The organism is Streptococcus sp. 29896 (genome assembly GCF_032594915.1).
Classification (GTDB): Bacteria; Bacillota; Bacilli; order Lactobacillales; family Streptococcaceae; genus Streptococcus; species Streptococcus suivaginalis.
In genome coordinates this window covers 329,107-345,411 of record NZ_CP118733.1, presented here as the reverse complement: position 1 = coordinate 345,411, position 16,305 = coordinate 329,107, and the positions used below count along the sequence as shown (strand labels likewise).

At 45.3% G+C, this 16,305-nt stretch carries 9 protein-coding genes; 2 read left to right on the top strand and 7 right to left on the bottom strand.

Annotated features, from left to right (window positions below; all coding sequences use genetic code 11):
* Positions 1 to 23 precede the first annotated feature (23 nt).
* From PXH68_RS01615 to PXH68_RS01585, 7 genes are all read right to left on the bottom strand, one after another.
* Complete coding sequence (locus tag PXH68_RS01615) at positions 24 to 5,330, bottom strand: discoidin domain-containing protein (protein WP_248027230.1); 5,307 nt, start codon at positions 5,328 to 5,330, stop codon at positions 24 to 26.
* Between the two features lie 123 nt (positions 5,331 to 5,453).
* Positions 5,454 to 6,557, bottom strand: coding sequence for an alanine racemase (gene alr, locus PXH68_RS01610; RefSeq protein WP_248027232.1), 1,104 nt, complete (start codon positions 6,555 to 6,557; stop codon positions 5,454 to 5,456).
* Positions 6,541 to 6,909, bottom strand: a complete 369-nt coding sequence (acpS, locus tag PXH68_RS01605; RefSeq protein ID WP_158455743.1) for a holo-ACP synthase — start codon at positions 6,907 to 6,909, stop codon at positions 6,541 to 6,543. Before acpS ends, alr begins: the two co-directional genes overlap by 17 nt.
* A 57-nt stretch (positions 6,910 to 6,966) precedes the next feature.
* A complete protein-coding gene (gene secA / locus PXH68_RS01600) occupies positions 6,967 to 9,489 on the bottom strand; it encodes a preprotein translocase subunit SecA (RefSeq protein ID WP_248027234.1) in 2,523 nt (840 codons plus the stop codon).
* A gap of 108 nt (positions 9,490 to 9,597) precedes the next feature.
* Positions 9,598 to 10,539, bottom strand: coding sequence for a mannose-6-phosphate isomerase, class I (manA, locus tag PXH68_RS01595; RefSeq protein WP_248027300.1), 942 nt, complete (start codon positions 10,537 to 10,539; stop codon positions 9,598 to 9,600).
* A 110-nt stretch (positions 10,540 to 10,649) separates the two neighbouring features.
* Complete coding sequence (scrK, locus tag PXH68_RS01590) at positions 10,650 to 11,528, bottom strand: fructokinase ScrK (protein WP_158455747.1); 879 nt, start codon at positions 11,526 to 11,528, stop codon at positions 10,650 to 10,652.
* Positions 11,529 to 11,717: 189 nt separating this feature from the next.
* Complete coding sequence (locus PXH68_RS01585; protein WP_248027236.1) at positions 11,718 to 13,625, bottom strand: sucrose-specific PTS transporter subunit IIBC; 1,908 nt, start codon at positions 13,623 to 13,625, stop codon at positions 11,718 to 11,720.
* Positions 13,626 to 13,833: 208 nt separating this feature from the next.
* Here PXH68_RS01585 and PXH68_RS01580 point away from each other — a divergent pair, with 208 nt between their 5' ends.
* Positions 13,834 to 15,288 carry a sucrose-6-phosphate hydrolase gene (locus PXH68_RS01580; protein ID WP_248027238.1) on the top strand — a complete coding sequence of 485 codons (1,455 nt, stop codon included), beginning with the start codon at positions 13,834 to 13,836 and terminating at the stop codon, positions 15,286 to 15,288.
* Complete coding sequence (locus PXH68_RS01575; protein ID WP_248027240.1) at positions 15,269 to 16,234, top strand: LacI family DNA-binding transcriptional regulator; 966 nt, start codon at positions 15,269 to 15,271, stop codon at positions 16,232 to 16,234. The genes PXH68_RS01580 and PXH68_RS01575 overlap by 20 nt, the downstream gene beginning before the upstream one ends.
* The last annotated feature ends 71 nt before the right edge of the window (positions 16,235 to 16,305 follow it).

The following is a 16,305-nucleotide window of genomic DNA, read 5'->3' as shown; positions in this document are numbered from 1 at the left end:
ATTTCACATTTTCTTTTTTTACTCTAATCCCTTTTCCTTCTCATCCAACTAGCCATTCCTAGACTTGCTAGCCCCATAAACAGGAGGGCACTAGCTTCTTGACCAGTTTTTGGAAGTACGGAATCAACAGGTTTTGTATTTGCCTGATTGGTTGGCCGTATAGACTGATCTTTTTCATGAAGACTAGCAATCGTCAAGACATAATCGCCACCGTAAGCACTAGTTAACCGTATGCCTTCCTCCTCCAACTGGAAGGGCAACTCACGTGGTCCCTCAGCTGTCAGCAACCGAATGCTCTCAACTTCAACTACAACTGGCAAGAACAACTGAACTGGACCATATGGATGTACTTCTTGCCCCGCTTGATCGAGAAAGACAAGTTTGTAATGTAGCGAATCCGATAAGGTCTCTAGACGTCCGAGGACACGCTCAATTCCGTATAAGTACAAGGCTGGCCCCTCTACCTTAACCCCAGACTCCCGATCCATCAAGGTCACTCGAGCTTCCCAATCATAAGCCGGTACTTGATGGCTGGTGGGAGCGACAAATTGACCTTCAGTAACCACTAGGTCTTCCGAATCACTCGGATCAGTAGTCGGTGGTGCTGGAACAACTGGTGTACTTGGCTCGTCAACTGGCGGAGTTGGTACGACCGGTATGCTTGGCTCGTCAACTGGCGGAGTGGGAACAACTGGTGTGCTTGGCTCGTCAACTGCCGGAGTGGGAACGACCGGTGTACTTGGCTCGTCAACTGGCGGAGTGGGAACAACTGGTGTACTTGGCTCAGCAACCGGTGGAGTTGGTACAACCGGTGTACTTGGCTCGTCAACTGGCGGAGTGGGAACAACTGGTGTGCTTGGGTCGTCAACTGGCGGAGTGGGAACAACTGGTGTGCTTGGCTCAGCAACCGGTGGAGTTGGTACGACCGGTGTACTTGGCTCGTCAACTGGCGGAGTTGGTACGACCGGTGTACTTGGCTCGTCAACTGGCGGAGTGGGAACAACTGGTGTGCTTGGCTCAGCTGGTTCGTCTGGCTTATCAGCTAGAGTCGAAACCAGTGAGAGCATTTGTCGGACAGTATTAGCAGAGGCATATTTATTATGTAGGACAGTGTGGACGGTCAACCAATCTTGGTTGTCGTAATCCACTAATTTTTCTGCAAACTGTCTCGCCAGCTCTGCTCTTTCCGCCTGGGCCAAATCCTGATAAACCCGAAGCTCTCTCACGGCAATTTCATTTTTTCCAGCCTGACGCTTCAGGCTTTCAAATTTAACATAGCGCGCCTTAGTTGGTTGAATTACGATAGCTAACTTGGCCTGTGTATTGCCACTGCTGGTATGAATGGCGCGGAATTGCTCCAAATCATCTGAAACAAGGATCTTAAAATCCGTAGCCAGACGGTTCGCATCAAATAGAACCTCAATAGAAGATATGTCCTGCGAACTGCCTAGATCGACGATAAAGAAATCCGTATCCCTATCACTCGAATTCCAGCGGCCTTCACTTGCTTCTGTATCTCCATCTGTAATATTTCCCTTATGGTATGGACGGATATGCTGGTTCCAGAAATTGGAATGGTGACGGTAGTCATAAACGGGCTTGTGCAGGGCAATGTTGACCTTATCCAAAGCTTCTGTTGTCACCTCTTCGGCACTGCTGGTTCGGTTGTAAACCTTGATGTCTTTTATATAGCCCTTAAATCCTTTGGCAATTTCCTTGAACGGCAGGTTAAAACTGGTTCGGAAATTCTTGTCTGTGCCAGTCGGAGCGTTTTCATCATGTGAAAGGGTGACAATTTTTTGACCATCTAGGTACAGGGTCAAAACCTGACGGGTTCCAGCCAGAGTTAGCCTATAATCACGACCTACTTCCAGCCAAGGATGAAGGAACTGACTATAAAAATATCTGTTGAGCATCAGGCCGCTCGCCACGGTGCCATCCTGTTTTCGACCAGTCCCATTGAGATAAATCGCTCCATCTTCACTAAAGAGCAGACTTCCCTGGTCAATCGCGGTTGGTCTAAAGGTCATCTCAATCGTGTATGGAAGAGAAATTGTCTCAATGTCCGTCAAGAGATGGTTGTCACCTGTAAACTTGAACCATTTTTCCCCATCCAATTCTTCCACAGTTAGGTCTCCAACAGACTGAATCTTGCGGTTGTTGTTGCTCAAATCTACGACGGAGCCATCATGAACATGGTCTGCATCAATGTGCACTAAGACTTCCGATTTACTCTCAAGCGGCATGTAATTTTTACGCAACTTTGTCACTTCCATTGACGTCTGATAGTCTAAGTAGGAGCGGTTGGTCTGGTCATTCCAAGTTTTAAATCCAATCATAGCCAAGGATTTTTCCAGACGGTAGTAGAGATCACTCTCTTCAATCCCTTCTGCATGTTCATCACCCCACATGGCTCCCTTAGCCCCCAACAGATTTGGTTCACCTGCTAAGGCATTGGCATAATCAAAGTTGAAAATGGTTGGATTCCAATATTCAAAAACGTACTGCTCATTGATGATGTCTTTGTGATTTCGTCCTGGTGTCACATAGGTGAATGGCTGCGGAACATTGACAACCTTAAAACCTTCATTGATTCGGTCAACAGAAATCGACTCGTACTGGGCCCACTCATCAAAGATGATATCCTTATCTACTGGTGTAGTACCATTGAATTTTGAAAGTGCTCCCCAAGTTCGCAAGGTTTTTCCTTTTGACTTAGCAAGGGCATTGAGTTCGTTTAGATAGGTACGGAAACTCTCTACGTTACCTTCTTTTTGCCAGTATTCATCAACCCCCAGATGAATATGACCGTAATCAAAAATTTCTTCATCCAAATATCCTGTAATCAGATCTGTTATAAAGCGTTTGGCACGCGCCGTCCGTTCTGGCAGGACTTCTTCGTTAATAGCCAAAGCCTCTAAGTCCCTAGGGTGATGGATTGGCTGTCCTAGATAATCAATATTATCAGGATTGTCAAGAGCATAAATACTATAAACGGACGAATGCCCTGGACTGTCAATTTCAGCTAGAATCTGGATACCAGCTGCCTTGTTTTCTGCCTGAAAAGCACGAAATTCATCCAAACTATAGGTTGGGTTGCCATAGGTCGTTCGGTAAAAATCATATTCCCCTTCATAGCGATCATGCTTGAAATCACCTTGATTCAAGGATGGGAATGTTGGAGACTCCAAGCGATGGGCTTTCTCCGTTTTTCTCCAGGCCTCAACATCCGCCCGATTGCCACTTGCCGGCCATTGGGTGTCATTGAAATGGAGGTGCAGTTCATTGAGTTTATACCAGCGGAACAGGCGAGAAACTTCCTTCAGGAAATCCATCCGCATGGGAATCCGCGCCACATCTAGCAACATACCTCGAATGGCATAGTTTGGATAATCTCGATAGACACCCTGGGTCAAGTGCCCATCTTTTTGCAACATTTGAGCCAAGGTCACTGCTGCATAGTTGATGGCCTTTTCACTACCTGCAAAGATTTCTATTTTTTCTCCTACTCGCAAGAGATAGCCTTCATCCTTCAGGTTATACTGGTCGGACAATTGGAAGACAATGGTCGCTTCTTCTCGACTAGACTGGCTGAGCGAGAAGCCCAGAATATCTGATAAGTCCTGGTTAAAGAGGTCAAACTGCTTCTTGAAGGCTGGATCGATATAGACTTTATCCGACTCGCTTAACTGACGAATGCCTTGTCCAGCTAAAAATTCTTGAATCTCTAAAGCTAGACTTGGCTTTTGATTGCTTCCAGTAACCTCTTCCTGATGGCTGGCAGCGATTCGTATGGTCTTATTGGTCTTGCTGGCTGGCAAAATCGACTGGTCGGATTTCCGTCGTGCTGCAACCAGCATAACCACATCTTGGTCATTGAGAATGTAGGAAGAAATACGGCCATCGTTTTCAACGACATACTCCTTGGCTGATCCGATGATGTCATAGCTATATTCATCATCTTCTTGGATATTGGTCAAGACAACCCGTCCATCTGCCACAGCTAAACTGGCATTGGCTAGCTTGGCAATCGGATCGACTGGTGTTTTAACCTCTTCTGTCAACATCCCCTTGATGCGAATATCGGTCACCGAAACAGCCTTGCCTCCCGCAAAGCGATTGACCCGGTCAAAGCGAAAACGTACAAAGCGTTTAGCTTCAAGCGGACTCTCAAATTGAATGCGGTCCGTTTGATTTTCAAGTGTCTGACTGTCCTGCAACTCTCTACGGCGGACTAAACTAGTCCATTGACTGGCAGTTTCTTCATCTGCTGTCAGAATTTCATAATCCGTAGCATACACTTTTTTAAAGAAATCAATTTCGATCGAGCTGATGCGCGATGCTGCGCCAAGGTCGACCTGTAACCATTGGGATGTTTGGTTATAATCAGCCGCCACCTGTCCATTCGGTTTCATATCTTGAGCAGCATAGCGACTGGCTGCATCGGTATCAAAGGCAAACTCTGGTCTAGTTCCTGTCCCAGCTTCCACACCTGAAGAAGTGGCTGGGCGATTGCGTGAAATCAAACTTTCTACAAAAGGCTGATTCTGTCCAGTAGTAGGAGCTGCTTCCTCTCCCAACATGCGCCCCATGACCCTTACTTCTTTGATGGAAACTGAGTTGCCATGCGCATAAGGATTGACCTGGTTAAAAGTAAAACGTAGATACCGCTCAACTACCTTTGCTGTATCGAATTGGATTAAATCAGTCGGATTAACCGTAGAAGGACTGGCTTCCAAGTGCCTAGTAGCAACTTCCTGCCAACTTTCTTTATTGGCAGATGTCACAACCTGATAGTTGCTTGCATAAACCTTTTGGAAGAAATCAATGGCAATCGAGTCCACGCTTGCCTGGTCACCCAAATCAACTTCCAACCATTGGCTTGTTTGAGGAGCAGCTGGATCGACAGGCCCATTTGCCTTCATACGCGCTCCTGAAAAGCGTGTAGCTGAGTCTTGATCCACAACATAGCTAGCCAAGAAGCTAGTCCCTTCTTCAATACCTGAGGAGGTCACTTCTTTTCCAGCTGCAAGGTTGCTTGAGATAGGCTCTAAGACGGCTCCTGCCTCAGCTAGAGCTACCTCACCTGCGGGGTGATGATTCACCTCAACTGGAGGCAGTTCAGAGGGAGTTTCTAACTCTTCGCTTAAGGCACTTTCCTCGTCAATCAGTGTCTCTATCGAATGGACTGGTACTTCTTCTGCCAAGACCTGATACGATTTTGTCCCCATTAAAAAAATGCCGACAACAGCGATTCCTACTCCAAGAGTAGATTTCCGAATCGCATAACGATAGCGACGTTCGAGATGAGTATGATTGGTCCGCCTCATCACTTTTCCTCCTTAGTGAGCATTTACATTTTTGGTTAAAGTTTTTTCTAACTATATATTAACATAGTTTGTTTGCGCTTTCAAGCAAGATTTACACAAATAAAAAAGCCCTTTCGGACTTTTTTAATCGATTTTTCGAGGCAATCTATCGGATAGCATACAAGTGATTTCATAGTTAATCGTTCCCAGATAGTCTGCCCAATCCTGAACAGAGATGGTCGCTTCTTGGTCCCGACCAATCAAGGTCACTCGTGTTCCTAATGGATAGACCTGTGGGAGTTTAACGGTAATTTGATCCATTGAGACACGCCCCACAATCGGGCAAATCTGTCCATCTACCAAGACATGAAAACCTTGCAGCGAACGGCGCAATCCATCCGCATAACCAATTGGAACAGTGGCGATAATCTCTTCTGCCTGACTGGTGTAGGTGTGACCATAGCCAACCGTAGCACCAGCTTCAAGGCGTTTAACATGGACAATTTCAGAATAGAGACTGAGTGCTGGACGAATGGAGAAGGGCAATTCCAAGGCTCGTCCACTTGGGTTCAAACCATAGAGGACATCTCCTAGACGGACCATATTGAAGAGCGCTTGGTCCTGCCAGAGACTTGCTGCAGAATTGCTAGCATGTACAAGAGCTGGCAAGGTTTCCAGCTGGTCCAAAAATTCTTGGAAGCGAGACAATTGAGCATGGAACCGTCGGTCATCTTGCTCGTCTGCACTCGCAAAATGGGTATAGATTCCTTCAAAATACGCACCAGCTTGGTCCAAAATCTCCAGAGCCTCCAGCATTTCTGCAGGTTGTCTAAAGCCCAATCGTCCCATACCAGAATCAATCTTGATGTGAACAGCCACTTGATCAAAGCTCACCTGCCCAGCAAGAGCCAACTGCAACCACTCCAAGCTAGTCACGGTAATGGAGATGCTTAACTGCCCAGCTTGCTCTACCTGATCAATCGGAATGACCCCCAGTACCAAAATACGGGACTCAATTCCTGCCTGTCTCAGCTCCAAGGCTTCGTCAAATGTGGCAACGCAAAATCCATTTACCTGACTAGCCAGTTGCTTGGTAACCGCTAAGGCGCCATGCCCGTAAGCATCTGCTTTGACAACCGCAAAAACCTGTTGACGAACTGGCAAGTGAGCCTTCATTTGCTCTAGATTATAGGAAATATTTTCTAAATCGATTTGGGCCCAACTGGGCCTACTACTGCTTGCTTTCATGGTTTTCCTCCAAAATGACACTAGCTTGGGCAAAATTTCCAGAATGACTGATGGAAACCCACACTTTCCCCTCAAATGGTGAGCGGCTGACATAAGGGGCCCCTAGTCGGTCTGACAAAATCTCAATGTCCAGAAAGCCCAGTGTTCCGATTCCAGTTCCCATGGCCTTGGAAAATGCCTCCTTAGCAGCCCATCGCCCAGCTAAATAAGCCAGCCGCCGCTTTGTTGGCAATTCCCTGTACCGAACCATCTCCTCTTCTGTCAGAATCCGCTGGGGAAATCTGGGGTGCTTGTCCACCGCTGCCTGAACAGCTGAAATCTCCTGCAAATCAATGCCATATCCAATAATCATCTTGCTTCCAAAAAAGGTCTGGAATGGTATCCAAGACCTCTTTTTATCCTTTGTTTCTTATTTGCGACCGTGACAGTTTTTAAACTTCTTACCAGACTGGCAAGGACATGGGTCATTACGATGAACCCCCTCAAATGCCACTTCTGCCACATGAGCAGGCTGGTTTGGAATAATGTTCTTAACAGCTGTCGTATGCGCTTCTTGAGCTGCACGTTCACGTTCAATATTGTCGTGAATTTGCGCTTTCATCATCAAGCGTGTCACATCAAACTCAATAGCCCCAATCATGTCATTAAACATAGTGAAGGCTTCTGATTGGTACTCCACAATCGGGTTGTTTTGTGCATAACCACGCAAGCTAACTGCATTTCGCAATTGATCCATAGAATCAATGTGATCCGTCCACTTGTTATCTACCACACGCAAGATCAAGACTTTTTGGAATTCTTGAATGCGCTCTGCATCCTTCAACTTGTCAACCTGACTTTGGTAAACCTCCATCGAACGGTTGTAGAGTTCCTCAACAATTTCCTCTTCTGAAAGATTCTCCAAGTCCTCGATGTGGATAGAATACTCATCCACCAGGTTCATCTGTGCAAATTTCAAGATGCCTTCGATAGCTTCTTCATGCTCAGATTGGTGGTGGGCAGCAACTTGACGCTCGATGGTCCGCTTGATCATACTCTTGATTTCCGGTGCAAGGTCCCGATCTGCTGTGATGACATCATAACGTTGGCTGTAGATAATCTCACGTTGCTCACGCATGACATCATCGTATTGAAGAACTTGCTTACGAGAATCGTAGTTATTCCCTTCAACACGCTTCTGTGCCGCTTCAACTTGGCGTGTCAACATACCTGATTTGATTACTGACTCTTCTTCTGTCAGGTTCATTCGATCCATAAAGGCCTTAATGCGTTCTGAACCAAAGCGTTTCATCAAGTCATCTTCCAAAGAAAGGTAGAATTGAGACTCACCTGGGTCACCTTGACGACCAGAACGACCGCGAAGCTGGTTATCAATACGACGGCTCTCATGGCGCTCTGTACCGATGACGCAAAGACCACCAAGCTCACGAACACCAGGGCCCAACTTGATATCTGTACCACGCCCTGCCATGTTGGTAGCGATCGTCACAGCACCACGTTGACCTGCATTCATGATGATTTGCGCTTCACGGTAGTGGTTTTTCGCATTCAATACTTCATGAGGAATGCCCGCGGCTACCAAACGTTGTGAAAGGTAGTCAGAAGTTTCAACCGCAACGGTACCAACCAGAACTGGCTGGCCTTTTTCATAACGCGCTTTAACATCTGCCACAACGGCATTGAACTTGTATTCCAAACTTGGATACAGCAAGTCTTCATGGTCAATACGAGCAATCGGACGGTTGGTTGGAATTGGAACAATGCGAATGTTATAGATTTCACGGAATTCTTCTTCTTCCGTCTTACCAGTACCAGTCATACCAGAGAGCTTTTTATACATACGGAAGAGGTTTTGGTAGGTGATCGAAGCACTTGTCTTGGATTCGTTTTGAACTGGGACCCCTTCCTTGGCTTCAATGGCCTGGTGAAGACCATCCGAGTAACGACGTCCTTCCATGGTACGACCTGTAAACGGATCGATAATCATAACTTCTTGTTCGTCATTGACCAAGTAATCCACATCATAGGTCATAATGTAGTTGGCACGAAGGGCATTGTCCAAGAAGTGGGTAATTGCTACGTTTTCAATATCATACAAGTTGTCTAACTTGAAGAACTTCTCTGCCTTGTCAATTCCTGAGTCCGCCAAACCAATTGTCTTAGATGGCACATCGATGATATAGTCATCCTGATCTAGTGATTTGACCAATTTGTCTGCCAAGAAGTAGAGTTGGTTGGTTTCTGAACCTTGCGGACCTGATACAATCAATGGCGTCCGTGCTTCGTCAATCAAGATAGAGTCAACCTCATCGACCAAGGCATAGTTCAAAGGACGCTGTACCATCTCTTCTGCACGAACCACCATGTTATCACGGAGATAGTCGAAACCAATCTCAGCATTGGTTGAATAGGTGATATCGCAGTTATAGGCTTCACGTTTTTCAAACGGTGATTTGGCTGCCAAGTTAATACCGACAGACAAGCCCAACCAAGAGTACAATTCACCCATCTCTGTAGCGTCACGTGTTGACAGGTATTCATTGACCGTTACAACGTGAACCCCTTTGCCAGATAAGGCATTGAGGTATACAGGCATAGTCGCAGTCAGGGTTTTACCTTCACCCGTACGCATCTCTGGCACATCCCCGTTGTGGAGGACAATACCACCCATGACCTGTACCTTATAAGGGTACAAGCCCAAAACTCGTCTTGCAGCTTCACGGACTACCGCAAAGGCTTCAAAGAGCAAATCATCTAAGGACTCGCCATCCATGTGACGCTTTTTAAACTCGACGGTCTTTGCCTTGAGCTCCTCGTCAGAGAGGGCTTCCATCTGTTCTGCATAAGAAAAGACTTTATCAGCCATTTTCTCCAGTTTTCGTAATTCGCCCTTCTCATTTTCGATGAGGGAGCGAAGCATATTTCTTACCATAAATTTTATACCTACTTTTGTTTCAGTTCAATTAATAATTGTATCATAATTATAGCTTGATTTCAAGGTTTTGATCAGACCAATCCAGAATCAATATATCCAATATTTTTAAGGATGGCTAGCTATCAAATGCAATTGGCCATCAAATTTCCAGGATGTTACTGTACTTGGCAAAATGAAATGCTGCCCTTTTTGCAATGGATAGGTTTGCTCCCCCACGGTCACCTGTCCTTGCCCATCAAGTACACTCACCAAGTAATAATCCGCTACTTTTTTCATCTCTACAGGACCCGTTACTTCCCATTGGTAAACCGTAAAGAAGGGATTGCTGACAAAGGTCGTTGTTGCCAAATTGCCGATGATTTGTTTGTCAGGATGACTGTTAGCTGGCTGGCCAATCGTCGTCACATCAATCGATTGCTGAATATGCAGTTCACGCAGATTGCCTTGATCATCCCGACGGTCGAAATCATAGACACGATAGGTTGTGTCGCTAGATTGTTGGGTTTCTAAAATCAAAATTCTCTTGCCAATCGCATGCATGGTGCCGCTTGGAACGAAGAAAAAGTCCCCTGCCTTCACTGGCACTCGAGTCAACAAGTCTTCCCAATTGCCAGCTTGGATTTGTGCTGCCAAGTCTTCTTTGGACTGGGCTTGGTGGCCATAGATAATCTCCGCCCCCTCATCTGCTGCAATCACATACCAGCATTCTGTTTTTCCTAATTCCCCTTCATGAGCTAGACCGTAAGTATCATCTGGATGCACCTGTACACTCAGCCAATCATTGGCATCTAAAATCTTGGTCAACAAAGGAAAAACTGGACTTTCGCTATTTCCAAACAATTCTCTATGCTGAGCATAGAGTTGATCCAAGCCCCAACCAGCAAAAGCTCCGTTAACAACGGTAGATACTCCATTGGGATGGGCTGAAATTGCCCAGCACTCTCCAGTCGTTTCACTGGGAATTACATAGTCAAATTCTTCCCGAAGACGTGTCCCTCCCCAAATTTTTTCCTGCATAACCGGATGTAAAAATAATGGTTCCATGATTACTACCTCATTCATTCTATGTTCCCATCATACCAAATTTTACATGAAAATTCCAAGCAAAGATGAAAACTGTTCAACTGCATGTAAAAACAGCCCAAAAGGGCTGTTCCTTACTTCGCAATCTTTTTGGCCAAGGCAAAGTTACCAAGTGTAGCAGAGCCATTTTCAGCAACAGCTGGTGTTACAATGTAGTCTTTGACATCTGGCGTTGGCAGGTAGTCATTCATGAGGCCAACAAATTTCTCACGAACGCGGTTGAGCATGTGTTCTTGCGCCATGACACCACCGCCAAATACAATAACTTGTGGACGGTAGAGCAGGGTCGCCTGAACAGCCGCTTGGGCGATGTAGTAGGCTTGAACATCCCAGACATCTGAGTTGAGTTCAATCAACTCACCTCGGATACCGGTACGGCCTTCAAGAGAAGGACCTGCTGCCAAACCTTCCAAACATCCATTGTGGAATGGACAGGTTCCGTTGAACTCATGCTTGACATCATAAGGATGTAGGGCAACATAGGTGTGCCCCGCTTCCGTATGACCCAAACCGCCGATGAATTCACCGTTTTGAATAGCACCAGCTCCGATACCTGTACCGATTGTATAGTAAACCAAGCTCTTAACACCCTTTCGAACCAAGGTCTCACCATAAGCAGAGGAATTCACATCCGTAGTGAAATAAAAAGGTACATTAAATTCCTTAGCAATCAAACCGAGCAAGTCGATGTTGGACCAATGTGGTTTTGGTGTTGAAGTAATGTAGCCATAGGTCTGTGAGTTTTGGTCAATATCAATCGGACCAAAGGAACCGATGGCAATACCTGCTAGGCGATCTTCATAGCGTTTGAAAAATTCAACTGTACGCTCAATGGTTTCATAAGGTGTCGTTGTGGGAAACTGTGTTTTTTCAACGATTTGAAAATCCTCATCTCCAATCGCACAAACAAATTTTGTTCCACCAGCTTCCAAGCTACCGTATAATTTCGTCATGTTTGTTTCTCCAATGTTTTATCTTATCTATTGTACCATAGATAGAAACAGAAGAAAAAGGCTAGCGCCTTTTTCTTGGTATTTTCCTAAGTAGTAGCTTGACTTTCAAAAAGATGAAGGGAGGTGCTTGGCAGGTCGATTTTGATCGAGTTGACCAAGCAGGTTATGAAAGCTCTGCTATTCTTAGAATTATTTAGCGACTTTAAGGAAATCAGCTCCGTGAGCAATTGTTCCTGAAGCCAAGGCATCAACTGCTGTAAAGTCAGCTGTGTTGGTAACGATGACCATTGTTGTGTCATCCAATCCAGCTGCAGCAATTTTACCTGAATCGAATTTAGCAATTGGTGTACCTGCGGCAACCTTGTCACCTGCAGCAACCAATTTTTCAAATCCTTCACCGTTCATTGAAACCGTATCAATACCAATGTGGATCAAGATTTCAGCACCTGAAGCTGTTTTCAAACCATATGCATGGCCTGTTTCAAAAGCAATTGTTACTTCCGCATCTGCTGGAGCATAAACAACACCCTCAGATGGCTTAACTGCCAAACCTTTACCCATAGCTCCTGATGAGAAGACTGGGTCATTAACATTTTCAAGGGCAACAACGTCACCTGAAAGTGGAGATACAAGAGTTTCTTCAGCTACAAGTCCTGTCTCTGCTTCTTCAAGCGTTTTTGCTGTTTCTTGTGCTGAAGCGCTAGGCTTTTTTGCGTCTTTCTCCTCATCCTCATAACCGAAGAAGTAAGTCAAAGCGAAACCTGCTGCAAATGAGATTGCAACCATGAGCAAGTATTGTGGCAATTGACCGTTTACATAAAGAAGTGTACCTGGGATGATGGTGATACCAAAACCAGTACCTGCAAGACCAAGAAGAGATGCTACTGCACCACCAAGGGCACCAGCTGCCAATGACAAGAAGAATGGCTTACGGAAACGCAAGTTGACACCGAAGATAGCTGGCTCAGTAATACCGAGGAAGGCTGCAAGAGCTGCTGGGAAAGCAAGAGCTTTCAATTTAGCGTTCTTAGTTTTCACACCAACCGCTACAGTTGCCGCACCTTGTGCTGTCATCGCTGCAGTGATGATCGCGTTGAATGGGTTAGCACCAGTGTTTGCTACCAATTGTGACTCAAGCAAGTTGAAGATATGGTGAACACCTGATACCACGATGATTTGGTGAACACCACCAATAAGGAGACCACCAAGACCAAGTGGTAAGCTCAAGATTGCTTGTGTCGCCAACAAGATGTAGTTTTCAACTACGTGGAAGACTGGACCAATCACGAAGAGACCAAGGATAGACATTACCAAGAGGGTAATGAATGGAGTTACCAAGAGATCAAGTACTTCTGGAACAACCTTACGAACTGCTTTTTCAAACTGGGCACCAACGATACCGATGATGAAGGCTGGCAATACTGAACCTTGCAAACCAACAACTGGAATGAAACCAAAGAAGATTTGTGGTGTTACATCGCCACCTGAAGCAACTGCCCAAGCGTTTGGCAAGGAGCCAGAAATCAACATCATACCAAGAACAAGACCGATTGTTTGGTTACCACCGAATACACGGAAAGTTGACCATACAACCAAGGCTGGCAAGATGATGAAGGCTGTATCTGTTAAGATTTGAGTATAAGTGATGAAGTCAGCGTTCCATTCTGTAACACCAAGAGCTCCCATGATTGCTTCTTGTGTCAAAAGACCACGAAGACCCATGAAAAGACCTGTTGCTACGATAGCAGGAATGATTGGAACGAATACGTCACCGAAGGTACGGATCGCACGTTGGAAAGCATTACCTTGTGCAGCTGCTTCTGCTTTTTGCTCACCAGTTGTTGCTGTTGGCAAACCAAGGGCAACTACTTCATCATAGATTTTGTTAACTGTACCAGTACCAAAGATGATTTGGTATTGACCTGAGTTGAAGAAGGCACCTTGTACTTTTTCGATGTCTTCTACAGTATCCTTATCAATTTTTCCTTCATCAACAACCATGACACGGAGGCGAGTCGCACAGTGGGCAACACTGCGAACGTTCTCACGTCCGCCAAGGGCGTCAATGACTTTTTTTGCAATTTCAGTATTGTTCATCTTGCAAAAATCTCCTTATAAATATTTTTTTGTTTTTTTGAAAGTGTTTTCAAACTTTCTATGGTCCTATTATAACACTTTTGATGAATATGTCAAACGTTTATCACATTTTTTTATTATTTCTCTTAAAAAACCAGTAAAAACTTGATTTTTTGAAAGAAAACGTTTACTATATTAAATGAACTATTAGAAGATTTGGAGTAAACACATGGCTTTTACAACCGAAGAGCGCTACCGAGCTTATGCTGACTGGTCGCCAGAATACATCGAAAAAATCAAGAAAAACACAGAAAGCTCCCCTTGGAGAACCAACTTCCACATCGAAACACCGCACGGTCTTTTAAACGACCCAAATGGTTTTTCCTATTTTAATGGAAAATGGACCTTGTTCTATCAGTACTTCCCATTTGGTGCTGCCCACGGCTTGAAATCTTGGGTTCATACTGAATCAACTGACTTGGTGCACTTTGAAGAGACAGGTACAGTCTTGTATCCCGATACGCCACTCGATAGCCACGGTGCCTACTCTGGCTCTGCCATGGAGTTTGGCGACAAGCTCTTCCTCTTCTATACTGGAAATGTTCGTGATGAAAACTGGGTCCGCCACCCTTACCAAATCGGCGCCCTAATGGACAAGGACGGCAAGATTGAGAAGATTGACAAAATCTTAATTGACCAGCCTGAGGACACAACCGATCACTTCCGCGATCCACAAATCTTTAACTACAAGGGGCAGTATTATGCCATTGTTGGTGGACAGAATCTGGATAAAAAAGGGATTGTCAAACTCTATAAGGCTGAAAACAATGACTACCTAAACTGGACCTTGATCGGTGACTTGGATTTTGCCAATGATATGACAGCCTACATGATGGAATGCCCAAATATTGCTTTCGTCGGCGACCAACCTATCCTTCTCTACTGCCCACAAGGGTTGGATAAAGAAGTCTTGGACTACGGCAACATCTATCCAAATATGTACAAGATTGGCCAGAGCTTTGATCCTGAAAATGCGACTATTGTTGAGCCGGGTGAGTTGATCAATCTGGACTATGGCTTTGAGTGCTATGCGACCCAAGCTTTCAACGCTCCAGATGGTCGTACCTTATCAGTCAGCTGGTTGGCCCTTCCTGATGTAGAATACCCAACCGACGCTTTTGATTACCAAGGTTGCTTGTCCTTGGTCAAAGAGCTGACAATTAAGGACGGCAAACTCTACCAGTACCCTGTCGAAGCCATCACTAGCCTTCGCACAGAAGCTCAGCCATTTTCAAACCAAGAAACAACCAATAATGTTTACGAACTAGACTTAACCATCCCTGCCAACAGCAAGACAGAGCTAGTCCTCTTTGCTAACAAGGAAAACAAAGGGCTGACTTTGACCCTAGATACTGAAAATGGTATAATAACCGTGGACCGCAAGGACTGCGGACAAGCCTTCGCTCTGGATTTTGGAACTAGCCGTTCCTGCTCTATCGACAAGGCTGAAACAAGTGCATCTATCTTCATCGACAAGTCTGTCTTTGAAATTTTCATCAACAAAGGAGAAAAAGTGTTCTCTGGACGGGTCTTCCCAGATGCTGATCAGACTGGCATTGCCATCACAGCCGGAAATCCTACTGGAACCTATTACCACTTAGACTATGGTCGCAAAACTAACTGATGTTGCCCAGCTAGCAGGAGTCAGCCCGACAACGGTTTCTCGTGTTATCAACAAAAAGGGCTACCTTTCTGAAAAAACTGTCAAAAAAGTCCAAGAAGCTATGAAAGAATTGGGGTACAAACCCAACAACCTAGCTCGGAGTTTACAAGGCAAGTCAGCAAAATTAGTCGGCTTGATTTTTCCAAATATCAGCAATGTCTTCTACGCAGAATTAATCAGCCACCTAGAAAGCGAACTCTTCAACCGCGGCTATAAAACCATTATCTGCAACAGCCAGCACGAGTCCGAAAAGGAAAGAGAGTACTTGGAGATGCTGGCTGCCAATCAGGTCGATGGCATTATCTCTGGCAGTCACAATCTTGGCATCAAGGACTATGATCGGGTTTCTGCTCCGATTATTTCCTTTGACCGCAACCTGTCTCCTTCTATCCCAGTCGTTTCATCCGACAACAGAGGAGGGGGCGTCTTAGCTGCCCAAATGCTACAAAAAGCTGGCTGCAAGCGACCAATTATGATCACAGGAAACGACGATTCCAATTCCCCAACGGGTTTGCGACAGGTCGGATTCTCCTCCGTCTTTCCAGCTGCGACAGTTCATCATATTTCAAGTGATTTTTCTCCGATTCGAAAGGAAATGGAAATCAAATCCATCCTCCAATCCGACCGACCAGACGGGGTCTTCGTCTCTGGGGACCTCACAGCTATGCTGGTCTGGAACATCGCCCAACAGCTGGGACTCTCCATTCCACAAGATTTAAAATTGATTGGCTACGATGGAACATTTTTCGTTGAAACCCATTACCCCCAATTAACGACTATCCGACAACCGCTCAAGGAAATCGCTGGTTTATTAGTCGATCTCCTGATTCAAAAAATCGATGGGAAAGAACTCAAACAATCGGATTATTCACTTCCGATTAGTTTCTTGGCAGGCAAGAGCCTGTAAGTTCTTATTCTAAACCACCAAGGTTAGTAATCCTACTAGCCTTGGTTTTTCATTTTTGGCAGACAAAAAGA

What these genes read in the sequence shown, in the direction of transcription:
- PXH68_RS01615 (WP_248027230.1), bottom strand. Translation starts at nt 5,330, where the DNA reads ATGAGGCGGACCAATCATACTCATCTCGAACGTCGCTATCGTTATGCG.
- alr (WP_248027232.1), bottom strand. Translation starts at nt 6,557, where the DNA reads ATGAAAGCAAGCAGTAGTAGGCCCAGTTGGGCCCAAATCGATTTAGAA.
- acpS (WP_158455743.1), bottom strand. Translation starts at nt 6,909, where the DNA reads ATGATTATTGGATATGGCATTGATTTGCAGGAGATTTCAGCTGTTCAG.
- secA (WP_248027234.1), bottom strand. Translation starts at nt 9,489, where the DNA reads ATGGTAAGAAATATGCTTCGCTCCCTCATCGAAAATGAGAAGGGCGAA.
- scrK (WP_158455747.1), bottom strand. Translation starts at nt 11,528, where the DNA reads ATGACGAAATTATACGGTAGCTTGGAAGCTGGTGGAACAAAATTTGTT.
- PXH68_RS01585 (WP_248027236.1), bottom strand. Translation starts at nt 13,625, where the DNA reads ATGAACAATACTGAAATTGCAAAAAAAGTCATTGACGCCCTTGGCGGA.
- PXH68_RS01580 (WP_248027238.1), top strand. Translation starts at nt 13,834, where the DNA reads ATGGCTTTTACAACCGAAGAGCGCTACCGAGCTTATGCTGACTGGTCG.
- PXH68_RS01575 (WP_248027240.1), top strand. Translation starts at nt 15,269, where the DNA reads ATGGTCGCAAAACTAACTGATGTTGCCCAGCTAGCAGGAGTCAGCCCG.